Origin of the sequence: Peribacillus sp. RS7 (genome assembly GCF_041956845.1) — a bacterium.
Classification (GTDB): Bacteria; Bacillota; Bacilli; order Bacillales; family DSM-1321; genus Peribacillus.
Genome location: NZ_CP168135.1, coordinates 1,079,850 through 1,103,855 on the forward strand (window position 1 = coordinate 1,079,850; position 24,006 = coordinate 1,103,855).

The window sequence follows — 24,006 nt, forward strand, 5'->3', positions numbered from 1 at the left end:
GATGGGTGTACCAGTTGCAGAGAAAAAGGTTCTGCTTAAAGTGGATCAATTGAAACAATATTTTCCGATCAAGGGTGGGTTTTTCGGAAGAACCGTCAATCATGTAAAAGCCGTTGATGATATCAGCTTCCATATCTATCAGGGTGAAACATTAAGCATAGTTGGCGAATCCGGCTGCGGAAAATCGACTACCGGAAGGGCGATCCTTCGATTGGATGAACCTACAAGCGGGAGTATACATTTTCAGGATAGGGATTTACTGAGTTTAGGAAAAAAGGAAATGAGGAGCACCAGGAAGGACTTGCAAGTTATTTTCCAAGATCCATTTGCCTCTCTTAACCCCAGACAGACCATAGGGAAAATTCTCGGAGAAGCCTTAGCCATACAAAATGTAGTGCCTAAAGAAAAACGAAAGAGCAGGATTGAAGAATTATTGGGACATGTCGGGCTGAGACCTGAATCCATGGAAAGATATCCGCACGAATTCAGCGGCGGCCAGAGACAGCGGATCGGCATTGCACGGGCCCTTGCAGTGGACCCAAAATTGATCATATGCGACGAAGCCGTATCTGCACTCGATGTCTCCATTCAAGCGCAAGTACTGAATTTATTAAAATCGTTACAGCGACAGTTCGATCTTACCTTTCTTTTCATATCACATGATTTGGGTGTGGTCAGACATATCTCGGATCGTGTAATGGTCATGTATCTCGGAAAGATAGTCGAAATAGCCGATAAAAAGTCCATTTTCGAGCAGCCGCAGCATCCATATACGAGAGCATTGCTATCTGCCATCCCAGTACCGAATCCAGTGCATGAAAGGGAACGGATCCTATTGACGGGTGATGTCCCCTCACCCATCGATCCTCCAAGCGGCTGCCGCTTCCATACACGATGTCCTTTTGCATTGGACATCTGTAAAACAGAGGCACCCGAACTAAAATTATCTGAACAGAATCATCAGGTGGCTTGTCACATTGTGTCATAAGTTGTAGATTTCCCAAGGGGTCTTTAGTATGATACTAATAAACAGAATAATTAAAGTTATATAAAAATATAACCAGCAGAGGTTCTCCATGCTTAGTTACGAGGGATTCACGTTAATTATCATGCTCTTCATATTAGCTCCCATCATGGGAGCTATCGCTCTTTTATTTCTATTCATATTCGAGAAGCGGATCGATCTCCTTGAAAATAAAAACAAAGAGATACGTCTGGAGCAAGCACTTCAAGAAGCACAATATAATAAATTGAACCAGCAAATCCAGCCTCACTTTTTGTTTAATACACTAAATGTCATTTTGGGCTTGGCCCGCCTGAACAGGACGGCTGAACTAATAAGGGCCTTAGAGGCATTTTCGCAATTCTTGAAATTCAAATATAAAGCAACTGAACCATTAATCCCCCTTTCCCAGGAAATTCAGTATACTCAGCATTATCTTGACATCCAAACCCTTCGCTTTGGCGATCGCCTTAAGATCGATATGGAGTGCCCAGACCCATTATCAATTGCAATGGTACCCCCTTTCATTCTCCAGACTTTAGTGGAGAATTCGTTTAAACACGGCTTGGAAAAAAAAGTGGGGGAAGCCCTTCTGCATATCCGGTTCCATCAGGATTCACAGATGGTGTATCTCGAAGTGATGGATAATGGATTAATGGGACATTCCGTTACAAACGAAGGCGGCCATGGACTGGATAATATCCAAAAGCGTTTATATTTGTATTTCAATGACCGTGCACAATTGAATATATCTTCTAATGAATCTGGAACAAAGGTAGAGGTATCATGGCCACTGGTTCATGATAAGAAAATGGAGGAGGCGGCGCCGGAATGAATGTATTATTAGTTGATGACGAACCATTGGTCCTTGAACAAATGGAATATATGATTCAGTCCATATACCCTTTTTGGAAGTTTCATAAAGCTGCTGATGCCTGTCAGGCACTGACCCTCACCCAAAACTTTAAAATAAACCTCGCTTTCCTGGATATCAATCTCCCGGGGCGATCGGGTCTTGAATTTGGTGAAGACCTAAGGGCACTGAACAAAGAAGTGGAAATCATCATGGTAACCGCACATCAAAGTTTCGATTATGCCCAGCAATCCATTAGGATAGGCGTAGTTGATTATTTAACGAAACCTGTAATTGAAAGCGATTTGCATAAAGTGCTATCCAGGTATGATAAAAGGGAGTCTTCTCATAACTACTCAACCCTGATTCACCATTCCCTTTCATTCATTCATGAAAATTATGCTGAAAAACTCTCCCTTTCGGACATCGCCCGTGAAGTGCATACAAACCCGACTTATTTAAGCAGGAAATTCCATGAAGAAGTCGGCACTTCCTTTTCGGAATATTTAATGCAATATAGAATAAAGGCAGCTAAAAGGGCCTTAACCAATAACACCAGTTGGAGCATATCAGACGTCGCTGAAAACTCGGGTTTCAATAGCCAGCATTATTTCAGCACTTTATTCCGGAAGATAGAGGGAATCACGCCCAAGGAGTTCCGCGAGAAAGGAAAATGAACATTGCGACCACGTACATTTCAAGAATACGTACAAGGCCCCATTCAAATTGGGATGGGTTTAGGGATCATCTCCCTCCTGGCACGCTGGGTGACGGGAACAACGATATTATCCTCCCCTGAATCGATGGTGAAGTATGGAGTTTTCGGAGGGATCGGCTATGCCCTGATGGGAGCGATCGCCCTGTTCATGTTCAGTTTCATCGGGAAGAGGGTCAGGCAGGATTTTCCCGTCGGTTTGACCATCGGGGACTATTTAAAAACCCGGCTTCATCCATTGGGATATTGGATATTGATCGTGATTCTGGTCATGACCAGCTTACACATTTTATTCATTCAGGGAATGGCCGCGTCCACCCTATTGCAGTTTCTTTTCGACACGCCGCTCTATGTCGGGCTGTTCTTCTTTTACGGTTTTTGTGTTCTTTTTGCTGGTTTCGGCGGGTTAAAGCTCATTCATCGATTCGCAGCTTTTCAAGTCGTCTTCATGTTTGCCGCCGTTATCTTAATTCCTTTATACTTTTTCGTCAAGGAAGGCATTCAGCCTGTTTATGATGGGATTCGTTTATACCATCCTTACATGCTGGTGATCAATAAGTATGATCTATGGAGTTTTCTATTTGCAGGACTTCTTGTTGGATTCGGCCAGTTTTTCTTTGACCTGACATCATGGCAGCGATTATTTATGATGGAAATGAAAAAGGTTCGATTGACATTTTCTTTATCCGGCCTTATATGGATCATATTCCCGCTCTCGTTTTCATCCCTGTTCATAATGGTTATCTTTACGGGCGGATTCACTGATATACACTCGATTTTGGCTGGATTGGCAAACAAGATAACGACTCCATTCTTTTTCGTCCTTTTTGTGCTCTGTGCTTTCAGTGCAATCACCTCGACATTCGGTGCCTGCCTGCATTCATTGGTAAGCCTGATCGTCGCCAATATTCTTGAACCCTTCCAAACCCAAAAAAGCGACCAGCAAAAAATAAGGATGGCCTGCCTGCTTTCAGTCTGTATTGGTGGATTGATTTTCGTAGCTACGCTCTTCTATTCCCCAAACCTGTTAGAGCTCTTATTTTATTCAGGCAATGTATACTCAGCATTGCTGGCACCCATTCTGGTAATCGTATTCAGTAAAGGGAAAATCGCTGATTTCATACCGATAAGCGCGGTCTTGGCCATTGCCGCTTCATACATCATCCAGCCTTATGTAAGTGAATTCCAAAGCATATGGTTTAGCGGATTGGCTTCATTGACCATCATAGTGATTTGTACGATCCTTACGTTCATCAAGAACAAATGGAGATCCGTAATAACAAAACGGCATGTATGACGAAGGCCGACTCATTGTAGCAGGTGCACTGACCAAGTGAATATCACCAACCCCATTCAGTGTGAAGATCCTCATGAATGGGGTCCTCTATTAATCTCGTAAAAACTTAGCTATCCACCTTTTTGAAGTACCGATAAACCTTTTCTAGTTTTTGGGTTTGTTTCCCCTTCGGACTTTCCATATTACCGAATTCGAAAAACTTCACTTTTTTGATTCCGACAAAATTGAATAACGCTCTCTTCATCAATATTTTATGGGCATCATTCAACCAGAAAAGTGGATACTTTGCAGGGCCCTTCATCGTGGACACACATACGACCGACTTTCCTTTTAGAAGACCTTCTGGTAACAGTCCCTTCTTATCCCTGTAGGCAAAATTCGCAGAAAATAATTGATCAATGTATCCCATGAGCATGGCAGGAGGCCTCCCCCACCAAATCGGATAGACAAAGACAATCTTGTCGGCCCAAGTAATCTGGTTTCTATATTTTTCAAGCTGAGGATCACGATGCATATCACGCCTTCGTTTATGCTCATTGAACTCCAAGAGTGGATTAAAGCCCTCAGCATATAAATCCAACACCTGCAGCCCCTTTATGTTGGTGTTCTCCTTACTACCTATGATGACTTTTTGTAAAAAGGCATAGCTTAAACTCTTATGATTTGGATATGTGTAAATGACCAAAATGTTCATGAGGCCCCCCTATTTACTTATCATTTGATAACAATAATATAGCACTCCCTGTTTTTTGTTGTCAAATGATAATTGTATTTTGATAACACTTTTGTTATCTTCTCTGTAGAGGTGAAAGTTATGGACAACAAAGCTCTTTTTGATAAATGGGTCTCATTTACAACTTCCGTACATCAAGTGACGCATGAATTAACACAACATGCTAAATCTACTTCGATCACGCCAGTTCAATATAATATTCTTGAATACATCACAGTCAGTCAGCCTGTCACTCCAAGTGAAATCAGTGACTGTCAGCATATTTCCATGCCTAACACGAGCCGTGAACTGAAAAAATTAAGCGAAAAGAATCTAATTGAAAAATTAAGTGATTCGGAGGATCGAAGGAAACAATACATCCGTCTCTCGAAAGAAGGGGAAAGGATGATGAACGAAGCCTTTGCAATCGTGGAATCCCGTTTCCAAAGCCGATTGCAGCATGCATCGAAGGAAGACTTAGAGGATATTGAGCGTGCCATGGATATTCTTCACACAAAACTTTTTTACTAATGGCATGAATACACAAAATAAGGCTCCCGCGATTGAAGTTGACAACTGGTCAACTTCAATCGCGGGAGCCTCTTTGTTATTTTGACAAAAAAACAACGCTAATATTATGGATGAAATGAATAGAAGCCATACAAACCCATTAAATGTATATAGGAATTCCCACTGGGAACAATATGTTGAAACTATAAGGTTAAAAACATTTCGCAAAGTTGGAAAAATTACATCCTAAATTAATAAGGGGTTACATTAAATTGAGACTGAGAAAGAATATTGAATTTTACATGAGTGACCAAATTAAATCACAGGATTTAGAAATGCAACATTTAACAAACGGTCAGTTCAAAGTCGACATTTACTTCCTAAAGTCACTTTGTGATATAGCGTTAATCCGCACTTGCATTTCTGAGCCATTGTTTAAGAGTCAATCTGCTGGGGAGTTTGCGAATCATTTAGATTCTTCCATTGATTGTAAAAGGCTGGAGAATGTGGACGAAATTCAGTCAAAACTCCTTAAGGGTGAGGTCATCATTCAATTTGATAGTCAAGTATGGGTCCTTCAAGCAGCCAACACTATAAACAATACACCAGCCGAGACTTCCATCGAGACATCCTTACAAGGACCTTCATTGGCTCTTGCGGAAAATATGACAGCAAGCATTAATCTCATTCGGCAAAGATATTCTTCATCAGGGCTATTGGTAATGGAAAAGTCGATCGGCAAAATTTCTGAAACTAAATTGTCCATCCTTTATGATCAAGAGCACGTAAACAATCGGGTATTACAGAAACTGCTTCAACAACTTAGCCATGTTAATGCTGACATCGTTCAATCCATAGGGCAGCTTGATGCCTTGATTTCAACTAAGAAAATCCGGCTGTTTCCCACCATGTTAATAACAGAAAGACCAGATCGCATTGCCCTTAATCTTGCTACAGGAAAGATTATCATCTTAATGGAGGGAACCCCATTTGCTCTGATAGCCCCGGCTGTTTTTTTCGACTTCATGTCTGCCATGGATGATGTCTATCAACCCTATTTGATCAGTAAGTCTTTAGTACTCATGCGTTATATTGCTCTGCTATTATCCATTATTCTTCCGGCCTTATATGTTGCCATCGTTTCCTACAATCCAGAAATATTTCGAATCCAATTAACAGTATCCATTGCAGGTACCAGGGCGGCTGTTCCCTATCCTTCATTTATTGAAGTGTTTATCATGCTTTTTTTATTTGAAGCATTGGTGGAGGCAAGTATTAGACTGCCGAAAGCAATTGGACCAACAGCAACAACTGTCGGTGGATTGATTTTGGGACAGGCCGCACAACAAGCTGGCTTAATCAGCAGTATCATGATTATCGTTACATCGAGTGTTGCGATATCAAACTTTGTTATACCGGTGAATGCAATGAGTTTTGCCATACGTTTTCTTAAATATCCTCTAGTCTTATTAGCTATGTTTTTTGGAATAACAGGGGTCATCGCTGGTGCTTACTGTATTTTATTATATTTAGCCAATTTGAAATGCTTTGGAGAACCTTATTTTAGAATTTTCACAAGAGAACACTCTCCCACTGGTTATAAGGAAGGGGATATAGCTTGAATCGTTTTTTCTACTATCCAATCATTCTTTTCATGCTGATAAACACGGTTATTTACGTTCCTAGAATTTTAATTGAAGCCCGGTTTCATGGAGCAATTTCCGCTATGCTTATTGCCATTCCATTAGGCTCACTTCTTATTTACATGTTCTACAAAGGCATGCTCAATTTTCCTGGCATGGGGATAACGGATATTTTCAAACAATATATCCCTGGTTTCATTCGAATCCCCAGCCTCATTTTTCTAGGGATGATGTGGTTTACAGCCGGTTCCATCGTACTTGTAGCTATTTCACACATTACAATAAGGTTCTTGAATCCAAACGTTTCATTACAAACGATGGTACTTTGCTTTGTTCTTGTAGGATGCTGGACTGCAACCTTCTCTTCCTTGGCCATTCTTTCTGGGTTGGAGATCATTTTATTGGTTGCCCTTCCCGTTCAAGCGTTCATTATTTATAAGGCATACATAACCCAATCCTTTGAGTGGGATGCGGTACGATCCATGTCGGAATATTCATTTGGCATTCCCTCTTGGGGTACTCTTGCTGCTGCAACTTTCATATTTTCAGGATATATATCCTTCTCATTGTTCAACAAATTTTTTGAGCCGAAAAAGAAGCTCCGCTATTTTTGGATCATCCCCATTGCTGGAATCATCTTTTGTTTCAACACTTTTTTCATCCCAATTGGCATTCATGGTACACAGGCTGTCAATGAATATTTGGAAGTTTGGCTAGATACTGCTGATTCTCTTCGAATGAAGTATGGAATAATCGAAAGAGTACTATTCTTGTATCTTTTTCTTTATATCGGATTGGCCCTTATCTTCATTACCATGTGTTGGCATTTGGGGACTGAACTAGTAACAAGTGTGTTTTCGAGACAACCTGTTTTTCTAAAATGGTGGATTGTCGGGATCATTGGTGCGGCAACCATTTTGTATACGTATTTTTTTGACCAAAAGCAGATTTATCATTATGCACAGCATTGGTTAAACTTACGCTTTGGCGTGGAATTATTATTGGCAATAGTGATTTTTGCTCTTGGATGGAGGAAAAAACATGCTTAGGACTATCGGGATCATGGTTATTATATCTTTGCTGTTTACATCCGGATGCGGGTTCAAGGATATTGATAAAAGATTTTTTGTAGTTGCGATTGGTGTAGATAAAGGGAAGGAAAAAAATTACGAGGTATCGATAAAACTAGTTATTCCTTCATCTGCCATTGAACCAGGTAAATCTAAATTTCAGGTAGTAAGCCGAGAGGCTGATAGTATATCCGAAGCCCTACAAACATTGAATTCTGAAGTCGATAAGGAATTGGACATGGGGCACACCAAAATGATCATCATAAGCCGGGAATTAGGGAATGAAAAAGTGCCAGAAGTATTAAATGGTTTTATGAGACGTCGCGATATTCAACGGATCGAATATTTGGCCTTGGGAGAACCTTCAGCGAAGGCTATATTGGAAACAAATCCAAAGTCAGAACGTTTGGCCTCAAATTCTTTATTTTTAATTTTTGGAGATGAAGGAACGGAATCCCCCTTTATCGTTACAGAGTATTTATATGATTTTTACAAAAGAATGTTGGAACATGGAAAAGATCCCTTTTTACCGATTATTAATATCAGGGAAGATAGATTTGAAATTAATCGTGTATCAATTTTCAATAAAGAAAAAATGGTAATGACACTATCAAGTGAGGAAACGGCGATTTTTAGTCAATTGGCCCATAAGCATTCAAATATAGAAATTGAAGCAAGTGAAGGTGATAAAAGATACGCATTATCCGTCGATGATTATGATTATTCATACAATTTCTCGGATTCCAATCTGGAAAATCCAAAAATTAATATGGATGTAACGATTAAAACAATAGCAGTGGAATCCAATCAGCCTTTGTTTGATAAGGATTGGAGTGAGTTGGAGGTTATAGTAGAGAAACAGATAAAAGATCGTTACATGAGCCTGTTAGAGGAAATGAAAATGAACAAAGTTGATCCCATCGGGTTTGGTCTCAGGTATTTGGCAACACATCAAAATGGCGATCAGGATTGGGAGAAATGGAAAAAAATATATCCAAAGGTGGAATTCAATATAAATGTCAATGTCACTCTAAAAGGAACAGGGGCAATCAAATAGATAGGCTCTTAGAGCATCCCCATAACCGCCCGCCTTGGAAACTTACAACTGAAATAATGCTGCCCATGATTTGGGTAGCATTATTTTAAATTGAAAATTAAAACTGTCAAAGTGTCGAATCAGTAAGTATGGGGGCCTAATCCTACTATCAGGTACCGCAAAAGGTCCGGTAAGGTGTTGTTGTCGCAGGCAGTGTGGAGTATTCGGCTTGGTCTCCGGAGTGTGCATAAGGATTTGAAAGAACCGCCAAAAGCCGTTCCATCACGCTGTAGTCCCTTTGCTCCACTGCCGCTTCCAATGCCTCTTCCACCCGGTGGTTCCTTGGGATAACCGCAGGATTGCTGTTCTGCATCAACTGATTCGAAGATTCCTTCGATTCCTTCTGCCTGCCTAGTCTCGCCTGCCAGAGCTCTTGCCACTGAGCGAATTCAGGTGTCCCGAAAAGGACCGTTTCCTCCATCGTATTAAAGGTCAAAGCACGGAAGGTATTGGTATAGTCGGCACCATGCTTTTTCATCATGCTGAGGATGCCATTAATAAGGGCTTCATCCTGTGTCTCTTCGTTGAATATCCCCAGTTTTGCTCTCATTCCCGCTACCCAATTAGCGTGATAAAGATCATTAAAAACGGAAATCTTATCTTGGGCCAGCGTAACCGCCTGATCCTCATCATCATGCAGCAGCGGCAATAGGGATTCAGCGAATCGCGCAAGATTCCATCCCCCGATAACCGGCTGGTTGCCATAGGCATAGCGGCCTTGAGTATCAATTGAACTGAATACTGTTGCAGGATCATAAGCATCCATGAAGGCGCAAGGGCCATAATCGATGGTTTCCCCGCTAATCGTCATGTTATCGGTATTCATCACCCCATGAATGAAGCCTACCAGCTGCCATTGGGCAATAAGCTTGGCCTGACGCTTGATCACTTCCTGAAGGAGCGCAAGATAACGGCCTTCATCGGCTTCAATGTCTGGAAAATGACGCTTTATTGCATAGTCGGCAAGGGTCCGGAGTTCCTCGACCGTACCCCATTTTGCACCGAATTGAAAGGTTCCGACACGAAGATGACTCGAAGCCACACGGGTCATGATGGCACCAGGCAGCCCGGTTTCACGGATTACCGTTTCACCGGTCGTCACCACTGCCAGACTTCGGGTGGTAGGAATGCCGAGCCCGTGCATCGCTTCGCTGATGATGTATTCGCGCAGCATCGGTCCAAGTGCAGCCCGGCCATCGCCACCGCGGGAGTATGGCGTTCTTCCCGGACCCTTCAACTGGATATCATACCGCTCGCCTTGAGGCAAAACCTGCTCGCCAAGCAGTATCGCCCTGCCGTCGCCTAACATGTTAAAATGCCCGAATTGATGCCCCGCATAGGCTTGGGCAAGAGGCGAAGCACCTTCTGGAACCTCGTTGCCGGCAAACACCGCTACGCCATCATCGCTTTTCAGTTTTTGAACGTCCAAACCAAGGGATGCAGCCACACGATCATTGAGAATGATCAACTCCGGTGAACGTACAGGAGTCGGGTTCGTGCTCGTGAAAAATTTTTCCGGAAGACGGGCATAACTATTATCTAAATTCCATCCAGTTTCATTTGTCATGGTTTCTCCTTTTCTTGTTTTGACTTTATTGTATAAAAGTCTTTCTCTCATGATTCAATTAATAAACATCATAAAACACAGGTGCAGTCCATTTTAATGTCTACTTCTGCCAATTAATTATACCGTCTCAGGATAAAAATGGCTCTTTTAAAGTCATGTAAAATCAATGGCGCCTTCCGGGATTTCATAAAACGATTGTGTAAAGCGCCAATAACCTCCCTGTCCCTTAGAAATAATGAAAGCAGGTACCCTTACTGGGTTCCTGCTTAAGAATATCTTAGTCTATTCCCGTTTAAAATTGTGAAACGGTTCAGCGTGATTATATGGATGAAACCCTCATTGGATTGAAGAAATTTGCGACACTCCTGCCGAATAACTGGCTAGACGAGACCCCACAGACGGTTGCTTTGATGCGGCTTGGCAGACAGCCGGCGGAAAGGGAGCTGAAATCAACTGGACCGTTTTTTAAAGAAAAAAACTGTAGGCAAACTCGCTTTCTTCGAATTTGTCTACAGTCTGATACCTGCCGTTAAATCGGCAGGCTTTTTTATAGCATCTATGATTTTCACAAACAGGTGAACAGAAACTTGCCAATCGGGTGGAGGATTCATGTTTTCACCATGCCTCCCCCACCTTTTTCTATCTTCTTCCTTCCCGTTTCGTCTCCAACATCCCTCTTTAATCCAGGATATGCTTAATTCAGTAAAGTCAGGCTGATAAAGGCAATGCCAAATATACAGTACAGAATGAGGGTAAAGGGCTGGGGAAAAATAATATATACCATCATACTAATGATCATCAGCAGGATGCTGAAGGCATTTATCCTATCTCTCCACATACTCACCTTTGGTCAACTCCTTTTCCATTGCGTTCAAGCGTAAGGTACATTTTCATCGCATACTTCTTCCGGTGCTGCCTGGTCGGCTTTGAGGAAATGCCATAAAAATACTCCTCCCACAGTCAAAGCGAATATCAGCAAAAATAGAGTTACTTTCTTCATCCATCATTTCTATTTGTTATAATGGCTGTGTGCCTAATTTGTATTTTTTCATTTTTCGTTAGTAAGTAAGCGACTGATAATTTATAATTATAAGATTGAACCCACTAAACAGCCATGTAGCCAAAATGATAAATCCATGAAAATAATTTAAATATTCAGACTTTTAAGGGGTATGAAGTGAATGATCTATAAAACTTTCAAGGTTGTATTGAGGGCCTTGCACAAAGGTCAAACCGAGGAATTCGCCTATGTTTTTGAAGGGAAAAGCCTGCTGATTGGCCGTGCAAGCCAGCACTCCAAAGCTGATTTCAAGCTTTACAATGACTTCGTTTCCAGGGAACATTGCCGGATTTATATGGAGGAAGGACAGCTCTTCATTGAGGATTTGGCAAGCAAACACGGTACCTCGGTGAACGAGATGCCGCTCGTACCGGGCAATCCCTGTCTCATTGAACCGGGGGATTCCATTACTTTGATTAATGGATTGATTGAATTCATGATCTCCATCGACAATGATTTAACACGGGATTTCACGCCGTTGAACCCCGATATCATGCAAACCGTGGCTATCAATGAGCACCTTCAGACTGTGATCATCAATGAAGAAGCACCCATTAAAATGCCTACAAAGGAATTCAATTGCTTTAAGTTGCTTTATGAGAATTTGGACAACCTTATTTCGAAGGAAGAGATTGTCCAGCATGTATGGCCAGAGAGAATCGGTGATCCCGAGCAAATCGTGACGGCAGAAGAAATCGCTTCACTCCTGTACCGGGTACGGAAACGGTTAAATGGGCACTTCGCCATAAAAGCCGTCATTCAAAAGGGATATTATATGGAATCCATCCTTACATTCAATCTATCGGACTTATAATGACAATCATTCGAAGACATGAAAAAAAGCATTGCTGATTACAATGCTTTTTTTCATGCTTTAATAATTGGTTTAGTGTTTCATATATTGGAGATGGCCAGCCTGTAGCCTGAATCCACCCGTTTCATCGTAATACTTTTATTTCTTTGGTAAGTCCAGATTAGTGAATTGATCGACTGGAACGACATCTTCTTCCATATCCATCACCTTCAGTACAACCCGGTCTCCTACATTCGTCAATACAACATCGGATAGCGCATTGACCCCAGGGTCCACTGAGAATCTCTTGGCATTACCCTCAACGATTAAATGAAATACATATCCATTTGGGAGATTGGCGTCGTTGATCCTTGTTACTTTCCCCTTTATTTCTTTCATCTCAAATCCTTTTTGTGGCGTTATACCGCTGACTTTCCCTAAAGATGCAATCAGTTTTTTATAATTCCGGAAAGCTTCGTCTTTCGTTTTCCCGAAGACCACTTGGGGATTATCGCTATTGGCGTAAACGATCGCCACACCTTGAAACTTGCTGCCCTTTGTAACTGGAATGACATAAGTGGGAGCACCGTATATCGTATAGAAAATTCCATTAGTGGCTTTCCAGCCTGGATATTTAGACAAAAATTCACTCGCATTGGCGTTGGATTTTGCTTCCTTTCCAGTTAGAACGGACGTGACACCTTTGTAGTACGTCATTTCACCGGTTTTGGCATTGAAAACACCGTAACCTACCAAGGTTTTGGAGTTTCCTTTTGATTTAGCCCTGGTAAAGTCCACTACATAAATCAATTCGCCTTTTTCGTTAAACGTGACCTGCATATTATCCTCATTAGGTATCAAGACATCTTTCTTCGGCCCAATCAGGGATTGGTTTTTCCACCCGTGAACATATTTCCCCCAGTAGGTCCAATATTCCAGGGCTGTTTCCAGCGTGAATGTTCGATCCACCCATTCAGGTTCTTTTCCTTTTGGGTAGTATTTCGTATCCCCCGTTTCCGGATTCACCAATACCACCCCGTCCACTACGGACCCGCTGCGGTATTTCAAATAATGTCCCACAGAAGCTACAAAGTAGGGCTTTCCATCTTCGTTCGGTTCCAAATATGAATCATGGATGATTTTATTCGGATAGGCCTTGCGGATGGTCCTTTCCAAATCATGATCGAGATACTGTGAGGGAGCATACAGCATCTTCCCTTTTACAGTACTTGCCCCTTTATCCGTCGATACGGCGGAAATCAGATTATAACCTGGCGTGTACTCCGCTTTCCCGGCTTTCAAAAATCCGTCCATTTCAATGGGTGAAGTATAAGCCAATTGATCATTTATATTCGTTAGACGGTATTCGCCTTCAGTGAAATATGATGCATTTTCTATTTTATTAATCGCGGCATCGCCTTTTGCGTCTGCCATTTTCACTGTAACAAGCGGCATGGTTTTAATATCTTGAACTTCTTCCAGCTCATTTTTCTTATCGACCTTTGCCAAGCCATGCAGACCTGAGGCAAGAGTGATGGGGTAAAACAACATGATAACCCATGCTGCAATCAAAATGCCCCCTAACAAACTGTTGAAATGTACGTTCCATGGTGTTTTTGGTTTCTTCGCAGCTTCATTTTCCCTCCGATTTCGTCGGGTCATTAAAGATTCCCTGGCACTGTACACATACATTCTTGAATCAATGATGAGAATGAGCCCAAGAATGATGGCAAAACTCGAAAAGAATGCTGCAGCAGTAAGATCCACTAACATAATATCGATAACGAAAAATAATACGGCAGCAGAAACTAAAAGTCTCAGCACCTGTTCAATGAAAAAGGGTATATCCTTTTTGGTGATTGCGTTTGTCCATCTCTGCGGAATCAAGGAAAGTCCCAATATGGCAAATGGTATTTTCATTAAAATTCCTTTTAAGATGAAAACGAGTAGTGAAAGTATCATGGTTTTAAAAATCTCTCCTTGTCATATATGTTTCCATTTACCCAGTTTATCACTTTTGTGCAACAAATTTACTGTTTTCGAAATATATCGAAATAACATTTCTACCAAATCATAAAACTTATTTTTTCAGCGATGCTACTTTTTCCGATTCATTGTTTATATAGACGGTGAAGTTCGTTCTTTTCGATGTAGATATACCAGATATTCGATAGGATCGAACCAAACCATTCGGGAGGGATGTAAATGAAAATGGAATTGGAAACGATACTCGATCAGATATATGAGATGGGGCTCAACCCCCATTTGGCAAAAGCGATTGGCTTGCAAAAAGCTCTGATGCTGGTACATCTTCATTCATTGATTGAAGCTTATGGAGTGGAACGGGACGGGAGTGATTGGATTTGCCAGACTTATGAACAGTTGCAAAGGCAGATGCCCTTTTGGTCGAGGGGTACAGTCAAACGGACGATCCTTAATCTTGAAAAGGCTGGATGCCTTGTTTCATGGAACTATAACAAATGGAAAATGAATAAAACGAAATGGTATAGCATTCGTTACGAATTAGCCATTGATATGTGTGATGACACAGATAGAACATCGCATTATCTTTGAAAAGTGACACTGCGTCATAGAAAAACCAAAGGGGACAAAACCGTATGATTTATGAAGAAACCTACCAATACCTATTAAGAAATGTATCTTCCACTGAATTCGATACGTGTTTGTACGCCTTGCTTCACAGTGATTGGGATGGGGTCATCCAGAGCCCGCTTCATATGATGGCCCGAGGAGTCGGGACAACAGAAAAGTACTTAAGGCAGATCATCAATAAATTCACCGCCCCTCAAGGATCACTAAAAGAAGTGTTTGTGCCTGTTCATCAGGGCGAAGACATTTTATATAAGTTTAACCTGGGGCCTGCAAGCAATCTTGGTTTTAACAGGAAGACGGACCGTTACTGCAAGAAATACCGTTTCTTTTATAGCGATGCTTTCAAAATCTTAACGATTCATGGAAAACGGCTGCTGCTGATGGGCGCTTTTCGAATGTCTGTTTTGAAGTCTGAAGAAGTACTATTCGATTATAGTGAAATTGTTCCTGATTCCAGCTCTCTCTTTACTAGGCAGCGCTTATTGGATGCAATCGATGCAGTCCATGACGCTTTAGGCCATTTAGTGAGGATTTCTTTTGCAAGCAGGGCTTTTTCAAAGAAAGAAGTTCTGGTATTCACCTTTACCGAAGGCGTCTTGGAGCAGTATAAGGAAAATCGGGCGGAAAGGACATTGTTGCGGAGAACGATTTTCAACTCTGGCTTCCTTGGGCATATCAATGATTCTGTATGCAGGGAATTGGAACGGATCGGCAAATATATTTTCCGTTCATTTCTACAAGAAGCGACAAATCCAGGGGTTTCCAATGATACCCAACAGGAACTTCTGAAATTAGCCCGTTTCGTCTATTCTCATTCCCTTAAGAAATTTGGCACGGCCCTTCCTGCCAATAAGCAGTTACTTCTGGCACCAAAACAAGCTTCTGCCTATTTAAGCAAGATCATTTATAACGAAACCCTGGAACAGATGGTGAAATTTTCCCACCAGGCGGAATCCATCAAAAGCTTGCTTGAACGTGTTCATTTTCATAGGGACATCTCCGAGAAAGCTCTAGGCCGGGAAGTGAATGATTTGGAAATGGCTGACCATATCGAACCCATTCTCCATAAATACCATCAGGCGGAATTCATCCGCAATGTACTGAACAGCTGGTGCGAGGCATGGCTCATTTCCCGTGTGAAGACAGTGACCGAAGAACTGAGAGCAGAAGGAAAAAAGAAAAGTACGCATGATGATAAGCAGATTGCTGCCGAATATATGACACGCATTAGAAACGATACATATGGACAGTTGGACAGGCTGTTGACCTTGATCCTTAAATTCGGCAACCATGCAGTGGCCCCGTCTGCCCGGAATTCTCCCCTCACAAAGAAAAAGGAAATCCTCCAATCCTATTTCGCAATCCAAAAGGAGCGTCTGGATGTTCTCTCTATTTCCACTTGCTAACATTCACACAGAGCTTTAAGTTTCGTGTGGTTCCCCATGCCTTTTCATATAGATTGTTCAAGAGAACGAATCCGTTCTCTTTTTTTTGCGGTCTTTGGGGTATGTGGATAACGAATGTCGAATGTGAATTTCAGAATGACGATTGTGGTTTGGGGATGGCCCACTGTGGATTTCCCCTTTGAATTCGTGGGTTGCATATGAATCATGTGGATAAGAGAACTTGGTCAGCAGGTTGTTGTGACAGCAGACCCTACCCCCTGTAAGGGCAAGGGCATTTATAAATGAGTTATCCAAGGGTCTAAGAAAAAGGTCTATATAAAGGAACTGAAAAAGATTCTGATCATCAGTATGAACAAGGAGTTGAATGTGGCGGGCCCATTTAAGAAAGGAATGAAAAAAGGCCCCCATTTGAATGGATGACCCTCATACGTTTTTACGGTATTAATAATATCTTCCCCGTACTTTTCCGGCTTTCAAGAAGTCTATGTGCATCCGCCCCATTTTCCAACGAAAAAAGAGTCGGTTTATCAATGAGGATTTTCCCTGACATGATCCATTCAAACAACTCTGCGGTCCTTCTTTTCCGTTCTTCATGGGTAGTCAAGACGTTCCAGAGGTCTCCACCTATCAATGCTTTGGATGTATCCATCAACATTCTCGGATCGATTTTCTCTGGATCTCCGCCCGCCATTCCAAAGAAAACGACCGTTCCACCAGTCTTGGTCGCCTCGAAACTATCCAGCAAAGTTTGTCCTACTGATTCATAAACGACATTAACGCCTTTCCCGCCGGTCACATCCTTAATGGAATTCACCCAGTCGGATCCGTAAAGGAAAACATGATCGGCACCCGCTTGTTTGGCAACAGACGCTTTATCAATTGATGAAGTCAAGCCAATGACCTGACCGCCCTTCATCCTGATCATCTGTGTCAGTAATTGACCGACTCCGCCAGCAGCTGCATGGACCAGAATGGTTTCCCCTTCTTTTACTGGATAACTGTCATGAGTTAAATATTGCGCAGTCAATCCTTGAAGTAAAACGGAAGCGGCCGTTTCAAAGGAAATGCCCTCAGGCAGCGGTAGCAGTTTATCCGCTGGAACTGAAACCAGCTCCGCATTGGCATGGGGAACATCAGCAAATCCGACACGATCACCTGCTTTCACATGATGAACATCTTCCCCGACATATTCGATGACCCCCGCCCCTTCATAACCTAGAATAAATGGAGGATCACCCACCAAGTGATAATTCCCTTTCCTTCTATATACATCAGCAAAATTCAATCCGATTGCTTTCATTCGAACGATCACGGTTGATTTTGAATGTTCAGGTTCTGCAATTCCCCTTACAGACAGGACTTCCGGTCCGCCGAAATTATCAAAGACAAGTGCTTTCATCATCCTAACTCCCTTCAATGGTTCTTTACATTCTTAAAGATATAGGATGAACCCCTTGATGGCAAGGAACACAAATAACCGCCCTGCCCTTAAAGGCTAGAGCGGTCACTAAGTTTGACCCATCAATCGGTATTGGAACCAGGGCCGTTCTTTCGTTTATTCGCAGAATATTCCTTACCGTGTGCTTCATGTTCTGCAATGATGTCCGCTTTCGGAATATGGTTATTCTTTTTCGGTGAACCGGTACGGTTGCGATGTTTTTTTCCCATGATGCATCTCCCCTTCATAATGCTATTTATTACGTTTTCTAATGTTAGCTTGTCCGATTATCACCGAAAATACCTGCAAAATAAGCACTTCATAATAAAGGAAAAACCATCGCTGAGACCGAATAGATAGAAAACTGATATATGTGGAGGGAATAATATGTTTCCTGTATTGAACACGGAAAGGTTACGATTAAGGGAAATTCGTGAAAGTGATGCGGAAGCCCTTTTCCAATGTTTATCAAAAGATGAAGTCACCTGCTTTTATGGTCAGGATTCATTGGAAACTGTCGGGCAGGCGCAGGATATTGTGGCAACTTTTGCGAAAAACTATCTTGAAAAACGAGCGATTCGATGGGGAATTGAACGCATTGATACGCAAGAATTGATTGGTACAATCGGTTTTCATGCCCACAGTCCCAAATACAGGCGGGTGGAAATCGGTTATGAAATCCATCCTGCACATTGGCGCAAAGGATTTGCTTCAGAGGCTCTTAAAGAAATTATCGCTTACGGCTTCAACAACCTTGATTTAACACGCATCGGTGCGGTTGTCTTTCTGGAAAACCAGCCATCCAGTGATCTATTGGTTAAGCTGGGCTTCATCCAGGAAGGAATATTAAGGAGTTATATATATCAAAATGGTGTCCCTCATGATACATATGTCTATTCACTGCTGAAGTGAAACGATAACCCTCTTTGGAGGGTTCCATTGAAGAAATTTGCGACACTCATGCAGAATAACTGGCTAGTAGAGACACCACAGGCGCAAAAAGCGTCGAGGGCCGACCGCCCGCGGAAGGCGAGTGCCTGGAGTGAAATCAACGTTCACTTGCTTCGAAGCCCCATTCCATTTACTTATTCGAGTCGAAAAAAACAGCAAATAGATTTCCTTAATATACCAAATTACCCACAAGAAAAAGTCACCAAAACATGGCGACTTCCACTTCACGATTTAGGTGACTACAAGATAGTCTTTCAAGGCCTGCTGCAGCGTCCCCTTTGTCTCTGCTCTACTTTCGATTTGAACCCCTGAACGGATCATTTTGGTAACCACTTCAGGGCGTAAACCAGTCACTACAGCTTTACACCCCATCATTGCCGTTCCATCGAGGATTTTCAATAAATCATTAATGATTTCAACCTCCATTTCGATGATACCGGATAGATCCAAGATTAAGGTATGTATCCGTAGTTTACCTATCTCCAGCAATACCTTTTCCTCGATTATCCGTATACGTGAATCATCGATTGTCCCAATTAAAGGAAGGACGCAGGTGGTGGAAGTGATTGGAATGATCGGGACGGATAGATTTTCCACCAAGTTTTGCTGGGCCAGAATCAATTTGTCTTTGTAATCGGAGTAACTGACGAAAAAGGATTTAAGAAATACATCAACCTTTTCATTCACTTTTTTCTCTAATTCAAAAAAGGTTTTGGATTCACTAAACACTACTTTTGCACTTTCGTACTTATAAAGAAAGGTCCAAAGCGTTCGGCGGATGGCCTGAATCCATTCCAGCTTGAATGAAAGCGTCAAGGAGTGGGTTGCCCACGTAACTCCCTCTTGTTCGGCAAAGGCAATCATATCCACTTCATTCTGTTCCACTATATAACGGATGAGTTTATGGGCATTATTCAAAAGGTCGACATTTCCAATCAGAAGGATTTCTTCGATCTTATCCCTGACATTGACAGCTTCCGATAAAAGATATTCTTCAAATTCACTTTTATTCTGCAAAAGGAATTCCATTATTTTTTCTTCCTCATAAACAAAACTCATTCGTCTCCACTCCCTTTTTGTAACTTTCAACTGTGACTTTTGTTACTAATTACTTTCTATATTGGTGAAGTTTTTTCCTGCTAAAATATTAGAGATATGGCAGGCATATAATTAAAGCTGGGTTACATCCTCGCCTGAAAAGACATTATTCGTTGCTGAAGAAAAAATCAGATGGGTGGAAGATTTCCCGTATTTGATGGCTTCATCGACGAATTCTTCCAGTGTTTCCATGGAAAATGTACTTATTTTAATAAGATAACTGTATTGTCCGGCTAACCGGTGGCACTCCAGAACGTCTGGATGACTTAAGCTAAAATTATAAAAGTCTTTACATCGATCCGTTTCGAATAAAATGAAAGCTGTAATGCTCCTATCAAGTTTTTCAAGGGATATTTCCGTTTTATATCCTTTTATCACTCCGCTTTCCTCCAATTTATTAACACGTTCTTTAGTTGCTGGAGCTGTCAAGGAAACTTCATGTGCCAGTTCCTTCATTGACATGCGTCCATTATTCTCCAGAAGGGAAAGTATCTTTTTATCCGTTCTATCCAACTCAATCGCCCTCACTTTTCATTATTAATAAAAATCATCTAAATACATTATAAAATAAATAGAAATGTATTGAATACGTAATTAATCGTATGTAATGGGGAATTTCATTTTTATATAATTAATACAAATATAAGGTTAAGGGGGATGCTGCTATGAAAAAAGTATTGATGCTGCTTTCCAATGGATTCGAAGCAGTTGAAGCAAGTGTTTTTACAGATGTATTGGGATGGAATAAATTGGAGGGTGATGGTACCACTGATCTGGTTACGGTGGGACTTCATGAACAATTGAAATGCACATGGAATTTCATCGTGCAGCCCGAATTGACCATCAATCAAGTAAATCTTGATGACTTCGATGCTTTGGCCATTCCTGGAGGCTTTGAAGAAGCCGGTTTCTATGATGATGCATATGATCAGAGGTTTCTTGATGTTATAAAGTATTTTCACAATAAGAACAAAATCATAGCAACGATTTGTGTAGGTTCTCTCCCATTAGGAAAAAGCGGGATATTGAATGGAAGAAAAGCCACTACGTACAACCATCCAACTAGTAAAAGACAGGGTCAGCTAAAAGATTTTGGTGCGATTGTCGTTAATGAACCGATTGTCGTCACTGATAATATCATTACATCCTACAATCCTTCAACAGCATTCGATGTTGCCTTCACGCTCTTGGAAATGCTCACTTCCGAAGAGAATTGTAAACATGTGAAGGAATTGATGGGTTTCCATTAAGAATGGTTCTTATCCTAATGAATAAGAAAATCCAGCGGTTGGCTGACACTCATTCACACGGTTCTATTTGAAAAGACTGTAGGCGTAGGAGAAAGGGGGCGGAAAACGTATCTTTCGTCAAATAATTCCGAACCAATGACCAAAAGCAACACCTTCAACTCCTCGGGTATATCTAACTATTGTAACAAAGTTGATTGGAGAGGAAGGCGCGAGACTCCTGCGGGGAAAGCGCGTCTAGGGGAGTCCCCGCAGGCGCAAGCCGAGGAGGCTCCCGGACCGCCCGCGGAAAGCGAGTGCCTGGAGCGGAAATCAACGTCCAAATTGTATACAGTCTGAGGGTTCCGAAGGCCAAAAACGGAACAAGATGAATGATGAAATAAAAAAACCAGTCATATCAATAAGAAATAATTGATATAACTGGTTTTTGATTTAGGTCTGCCATCGCCTTAAAATGGACTCGGTGATTTAAAAGATTAATCTATATATAACTGTCGAATCTAATGGACTTCGCCAGCCAGCGAAGCTAAGAGTTAACTTTTAGAATATCCGAACAGCTGCATAGTGAGGATTGAGGAGTTTTTTTACAAAAATGAGCAACACTAAGTAAGCATAACTGGTTCGCTATGCTTACGAAATTATTATTTATCAGATGTTTCCGATGTGCCTTCCTCACTGTTTTTGAGGTAAACTTCAGAAATTCCATTCATGCCTTCCAATAGTTGCGCTTTCGTATATTCCATATTGCCAACCAGTTTATTATGCTTCTTATCATTATTCTCTTCTACAAGTTTAGATTCTGAATCAGTCACAATATTCACCTCCATCATTTAGGATGGCAGATAAAGAAGGAAATATGTATGACAGGCGACGACGATAGACATTTTACAAAATGGTCCATTTTAGTGAAAAATTTCAGGCCATACATAAGACCTTCCATTTGGTTAGATCCTTTAAATATGAAGGAAAAGCTTATTTTATGGATATTTTTAAAAAATCAGCTGTTTTCATGAAGCTAAAGGGATATACTAAAGGATAGCTTTTATTTAATTTTTAAAAGTATTTTTTTCGTGTTGCACTTTGTGCAATATTTTACAAGTTTTTCTAATTTTTTTAACAAAATGCTTATTGTAAAGGAGAATTGGATATGTCAGAAACGATTACCCAATCACAGACTGAACAACTTAATGACCGCCAAAAACAATTAGATGTACTGGACCAATTATTAAAGCCTGAGGTTCAGGAATCCTTGAACACTTTAGTTGAGCAGTTACCAAAGCTGACTGAGATAGTGAATATTTTAACAAAGTCTTATGATTTTGCTCAATCAGTAGCGACTGATGATGTTTTGAAAAAGGATACGGTCAGCGCCATTTCGGAGATCGCAGGACCTGTGGTCGATTCAGTGAAAGGGCTTGCGGCCACTTCCATCGAAGCTAAGGATCGCGCTGAAGTGAATAATGATGTGATCGGTCTTTTTGGTCTGTTAAGAATGATGAAAGACCCGCAAGCGCAAAAGCTTTTCCGTTTCGCCCAAGCTTTTCTTGAAGTCTCTTCAGAACGTAAAAACCAAAAATAATTTGATAAACTTTCAATCAGTAAGGACGGGGGATTAACTATGTCAAAACAAATCGTCATCTTAGGTGCAGGTTATGCTGGATTACTATCTGCCTTATCCGTACGTGAATATTACAAGAAGGATGAAGTGCAGGTTACAGTGGTGAACCAATTTCCAACGCACCAAATCATCACCGAATTGCACCGTCTTGCAGGCGGATCCATTTCTGAACAAGCTGTTTCCATTCCTTTGGAAAAGCTTTTTAAAGGAAAAGATATCGACCTTGCCATTTCCAAAGTGGAGTCTTTCTCAGTCGATAAAAAAGAAGTGAAGCTTTCCAATGGCTCCACTTTATCTTATGATGCCCTGGTTGTTGCTTTGGGAAGCCAAACAGGATTCTTCGGCATTCCGGGACTTGAGGAAAACAGCATGGTCTTGAAATCCGTAAATGATGCAAACAAGATTTACAAACATATCGAAGATCGCATCCGCGAATATGCACAAACGAATAATGAAGCGGACGCAACAATCGTGATCGGCGGCGGCGGCTTGACGGGCGTCGAGTTAATCGGTGAAATCGTGGATCATTTCCCTAAAATCGCCAAAAAGTTCGGAGTGGACTTCAAGGACTTGAAAATCAAGCTTGTGGAAGCTGGTCCAAAAATCCTACCGGTCCTGCCTGATCACTTAATCGAACGTGCCATGACAAGCTTGGAAGCACGCGGCGTTGAATTCTTGACAGGTCTGCCTGTTACGGGTGTTAAAGGAAACCAAATCGAATTGAAAGATGGACAAACGATCGTTGCCAATACGCTTGTTTGGACAGGCGGAGTCGCAGCCCTTCCTATCGTAGGCGAATCAGGCCTTGAAGTGGATCGCGGCAAAGCGGCCGTCAATGAGTATTTGCAATCCAAATCCCATAATGATGTATTCGTCGTCGGGGACAGTGCCCTTGCTTTCCCTCCAGAAGGCGGACGTCCTTACGCTCCTACTGCACAAAATGCTTGGCAAATGGGTGAGCTTGTTGGATACAACCTTTATGCAGCGTTTGAAGGCAAGAAACTTGAAGAATTTTCACCTGTAAACTCAGGTACACTTGCGAGCCTTGGCCGTAAGGATGCGGTGGCAACCGTTGGAGCCAATAACACTTCCCTAAAAGGTCTGCCGGCTACATTGATGAAAGAAGCAAGTAATATTCGCTATCTATCACACATCAAAGCCCTATTCAGCTTGGCTTATTAATTTATAATAGCCGTTGACATGCATTTACATGTCCGCGGTACATGCCCTTTATTCCCGCTCATTGGGAGTAAAGGGCATTTTTATTTCACTAGGATTAACTTTTTATTGATGGCCTACAGAAAAGGCGGGCCCCC

24 protein-coding genes are annotated in these 24,006 nt (G+C 41.6%); 15 read left to right on the forward strand and 9 right to left on the reverse strand.

Annotation, left to right across the window (positions count from 1 at the left end):
- Nucleotide 1: 1 nt before the first annotated feature.
- The 4 genes from ACDZ29_RS05520 (at nucleotide 2) to ACDZ29_RS05535 (ending at nucleotide 3,868) form a co-directional block, all read left to right on the forward strand.
- A complete protein-coding gene (locus tag ACDZ29_RS05520) occupies nucleotides 2-988 on the forward strand; it encodes an ABC transporter ATP-binding protein (protein WP_375090263.1) in 987 nt (328 codons plus the stop codon).
- An 88-nt stretch (nucleotides 989-1,076) separates the two neighbouring features.
- Nucleotides 1,077-1,838 (forward strand): sensor histidine kinase, encoded by a 762-nt coding sequence (locus ACDZ29_RS05525; RefSeq protein WP_289314936.1) that lies wholly within the window; start codon nucleotides 1,077-1,079, stop codon nucleotides 1,836-1,838.
- Entirely contained in the window at nucleotides 1,835-2,533 is a 699-nt protein-coding gene (locus ACDZ29_RS05530; protein ID WP_289314935.1) for an AraC family transcriptional regulator, read from the forward strand. Before ACDZ29_RS05525 ends, ACDZ29_RS05530 begins: the two co-directional genes overlap by 4 nt.
- A 3-nt stretch (nucleotides 2,534-2,536) precedes the next feature.
- Nucleotides 2,537-3,868: a transporter gene (locus ACDZ29_RS05535; protein ID WP_289326440.1), complete on the forward strand. Its 1,332-nt coding sequence runs from the start codon at nucleotides 2,537-2,539 to the stop codon at nucleotides 3,866-3,868.
- A 106-nt stretch (nucleotides 3,869-3,974) separates the two neighbouring features.
- Here the strand turns inward: ACDZ29_RS05535 and ACDZ29_RS05540 are convergent, their stop codons facing one another.
- Nucleotides 3,975-4,562, reverse strand: coding sequence for an NAD(P)H-dependent oxidoreductase (locus tag ACDZ29_RS05540; protein ID WP_289326442.1), 588 nt, complete (start codon nucleotides 4,560-4,562; stop codon nucleotides 3,975-3,977).
- Between the two features lie 120 nt (nucleotides 4,563-4,682).
- Between ACDZ29_RS05540 and ACDZ29_RS05545 the strand changes: the two genes are divergently transcribed.
- The 4 genes from ACDZ29_RS05545 (at nucleotide 4,683) to ACDZ29_RS05560 (ending at nucleotide 8,860) form a co-directional block, all read left to right on the forward strand.
- Complete coding sequence (locus ACDZ29_RS05545; RefSeq protein WP_375090265.1) at nucleotides 4,683-5,111, forward strand: MarR family winged helix-turn-helix transcriptional regulator; 429 nt, start codon at nucleotides 4,683-4,685, stop codon at nucleotides 5,109-5,111.
- A gap of 251 nt (nucleotides 5,112-5,362) precedes the next feature.
- Nucleotides 5,363-6,712 (forward strand): spore germination protein, encoded by a 1,350-nt coding sequence (locus ACDZ29_RS05550; protein ID WP_375090266.1) that lies wholly within the window; start codon nucleotides 5,363-5,365, stop codon nucleotides 6,710-6,712.
- Entirely contained in the window at nucleotides 6,709-7,782 is a 1,074-nt protein-coding gene (locus tag ACDZ29_RS05555; protein WP_375090267.1) for a hypothetical protein, read from the forward strand. Before ACDZ29_RS05550 ends, ACDZ29_RS05555 begins: the two co-directional genes overlap by 4 nt.
- Entirely contained in the window at nucleotides 7,775-8,860 is a 1,086-nt protein-coding gene (locus ACDZ29_RS05560) for a Ger(x)C family spore germination protein (protein ID WP_375090269.1), read from the forward strand. The genes ACDZ29_RS05555 and ACDZ29_RS05560 overlap by 8 nt, the downstream gene beginning before the upstream one ends.
- 148 nt (nucleotides 8,861-9,008) lie before the next feature.
- Here ACDZ29_RS05560 and ACDZ29_RS05565 read toward each other — a convergent pair whose 3' ends face one another.
- On the reverse strand, nucleotides 9,009-10,517 hold the full coding sequence (locus ACDZ29_RS05565; RefSeq protein WP_375090270.1) for a YdiU family protein: 1,509 nt from the start codon (nucleotides 10,515-10,517) through the stop codon (nucleotides 9,009-9,011).
- An 820-nt stretch (nucleotides 10,518-11,337) separates the two neighbouring features.
- Nucleotides 11,338-11,466 (reverse strand): hypothetical protein, encoded by a 129-nt coding sequence (locus ACDZ29_RS05570; protein WP_375090271.1) that lies wholly within the window; start codon nucleotides 11,464-11,466, stop codon nucleotides 11,338-11,340.
- Between the two features lie 181 nt (nucleotides 11,467-11,647).
- Here ACDZ29_RS05570 and ACDZ29_RS05575 point away from each other — a divergent pair, with 181 nt between their 5' ends.
- Nucleotides 11,648-12,340: an FHA domain-containing protein gene (locus ACDZ29_RS05575; protein ID WP_289326446.1), complete on the forward strand. Its 693-nt coding sequence runs from the start codon at nucleotides 11,648-11,650 to the stop codon at nucleotides 12,338-12,340.
- 138 nt (nucleotides 12,341-12,478) lie between these two features.
- On the opposite strand, the gene ACDZ29_RS05580 is transcribed toward ACDZ29_RS05575, so the two are convergent.
- Complete coding sequence (locus tag ACDZ29_RS05580) at nucleotides 12,479-14,281, reverse strand: hypothetical protein (protein WP_375090273.1); 1,803 nt, start codon at nucleotides 14,279-14,281, stop codon at nucleotides 12,479-12,481.
- 243 nt (nucleotides 14,282-14,524) lie between these two features.
- Here ACDZ29_RS05580 and ACDZ29_RS05585 point away from each other — a divergent pair, with 243 nt between their 5' ends.
- A complete protein-coding gene (locus ACDZ29_RS05585) occupies nucleotides 14,525-14,893 on the forward strand; it encodes a hypothetical protein (protein ID WP_375090274.1) in 369 nt (122 codons plus the stop codon).
- 44 nt (nucleotides 14,894-14,937) lie between these two features.
- Nucleotides 14,938-16,338, forward strand: a complete 1,401-nt coding sequence (locus ACDZ29_RS05590) for a hypothetical protein (RefSeq protein WP_375090275.1) — start codon at nucleotides 14,938-14,940, stop codon at nucleotides 16,336-16,338.
- A 433-nt stretch (nucleotides 16,339-16,771) separates the two neighbouring features.
- On the opposite strand, the gene ACDZ29_RS05595 is transcribed toward ACDZ29_RS05590, so the two are convergent.
- Together ACDZ29_RS05595 and ACDZ29_RS05600 are read right to left on the reverse strand one after the other, a co-directional pair.
- Nucleotides 16,772-17,737 (reverse strand): quinone oxidoreductase, encoded by a 966-nt coding sequence (locus ACDZ29_RS05595; RefSeq protein ID WP_375090276.1) that lies wholly within the window; start codon nucleotides 17,735-17,737, stop codon nucleotides 16,772-16,774.
- A 122-nt stretch (nucleotides 17,738-17,859) separates the two neighbouring features.
- Nucleotides 17,860-18,006: a hypothetical protein gene (locus ACDZ29_RS05600; RefSeq protein WP_141994063.1), complete on the reverse strand. Its 147-nt coding sequence runs from the start codon at nucleotides 18,004-18,006 to the stop codon at nucleotides 17,860-17,862.
- Nucleotides 18,007-18,163: 157 nt separating this feature from the next.
- Between ACDZ29_RS05600 and ACDZ29_RS05605 the strand changes: the two genes are divergently transcribed.
- Nucleotides 18,164-18,688, forward strand: coding sequence for a GNAT family N-acetyltransferase (locus ACDZ29_RS05605; RefSeq protein WP_375090278.1), 525 nt, complete (start codon nucleotides 18,164-18,166; stop codon nucleotides 18,686-18,688).
- Between the two features lie 270 nt (nucleotides 18,689-18,958).
- Here ACDZ29_RS05605 and ACDZ29_RS05610 read toward each other — a convergent pair whose 3' ends face one another.
- Nucleotides 18,959-19,786 carry an STAS domain-containing protein gene (locus ACDZ29_RS05610; RefSeq protein ID WP_289326452.1) on the reverse strand — a complete coding sequence of 276 codons (828 nt, stop codon included), beginning with the start codon at nucleotides 19,784-19,786 and terminating at the stop codon, nucleotides 18,959-18,961.
- A 111-nt stretch (nucleotides 19,787-19,897) separates the two neighbouring features.
- A complete protein-coding gene (locus ACDZ29_RS05615) occupies nucleotides 19,898-20,338 on the reverse strand; it encodes an Lrp/AsnC family transcriptional regulator (protein ID WP_289326453.1) in 441 nt (146 codons plus the stop codon).
- Between the two features lie 152 nt (nucleotides 20,339-20,490).
- On the opposite strand from ACDZ29_RS05615, the gene ACDZ29_RS05620 reads away from it, so the two are divergent.
- Complete coding sequence (locus ACDZ29_RS05620) at nucleotides 20,491-21,075, forward strand: DJ-1/PfpI family protein (RefSeq protein ID WP_375090279.1); 585 nt, start codon at nucleotides 20,491-20,493, stop codon at nucleotides 21,073-21,075.
- 638 nt (nucleotides 21,076-21,713) lie between these two features.
- On the opposite strand, the gene ACDZ29_RS05625 is transcribed toward ACDZ29_RS05620, so the two are convergent.
- The gene (locus tag ACDZ29_RS05625) at nucleotides 21,714-21,884 is read right to left on the reverse strand and encodes a hypothetical protein (RefSeq protein WP_289326455.1); all 171 of its coding nucleotides are present in this window, start codon (nucleotides 21,882-21,884) and stop codon (nucleotides 21,714-21,716) included.
- A 335-nt stretch (nucleotides 21,885-22,219) separates the two neighbouring features.
- Between ACDZ29_RS05625 and ACDZ29_RS05630 the strand changes: the two genes are divergently transcribed.
- The gene (locus tag ACDZ29_RS05630) at nucleotides 22,220-22,651 is read left to right on the forward strand and encodes a DUF1641 domain-containing protein (protein WP_289326456.1); all 432 of its coding nucleotides are present in this window, start codon (nucleotides 22,220-22,222) and stop codon (nucleotides 22,649-22,651) included.
- 39 nt (nucleotides 22,652-22,690) lie between these two features.
- Complete coding sequence (locus tag ACDZ29_RS05635) at nucleotides 22,691-23,872, forward strand: NAD(P)/FAD-dependent oxidoreductase (RefSeq protein WP_289314912.1); 1,182 nt, start codon at nucleotides 22,691-22,693, stop codon at nucleotides 23,870-23,872.
- Nucleotides 23,873-24,006 lie beyond the last annotated feature (134 nt).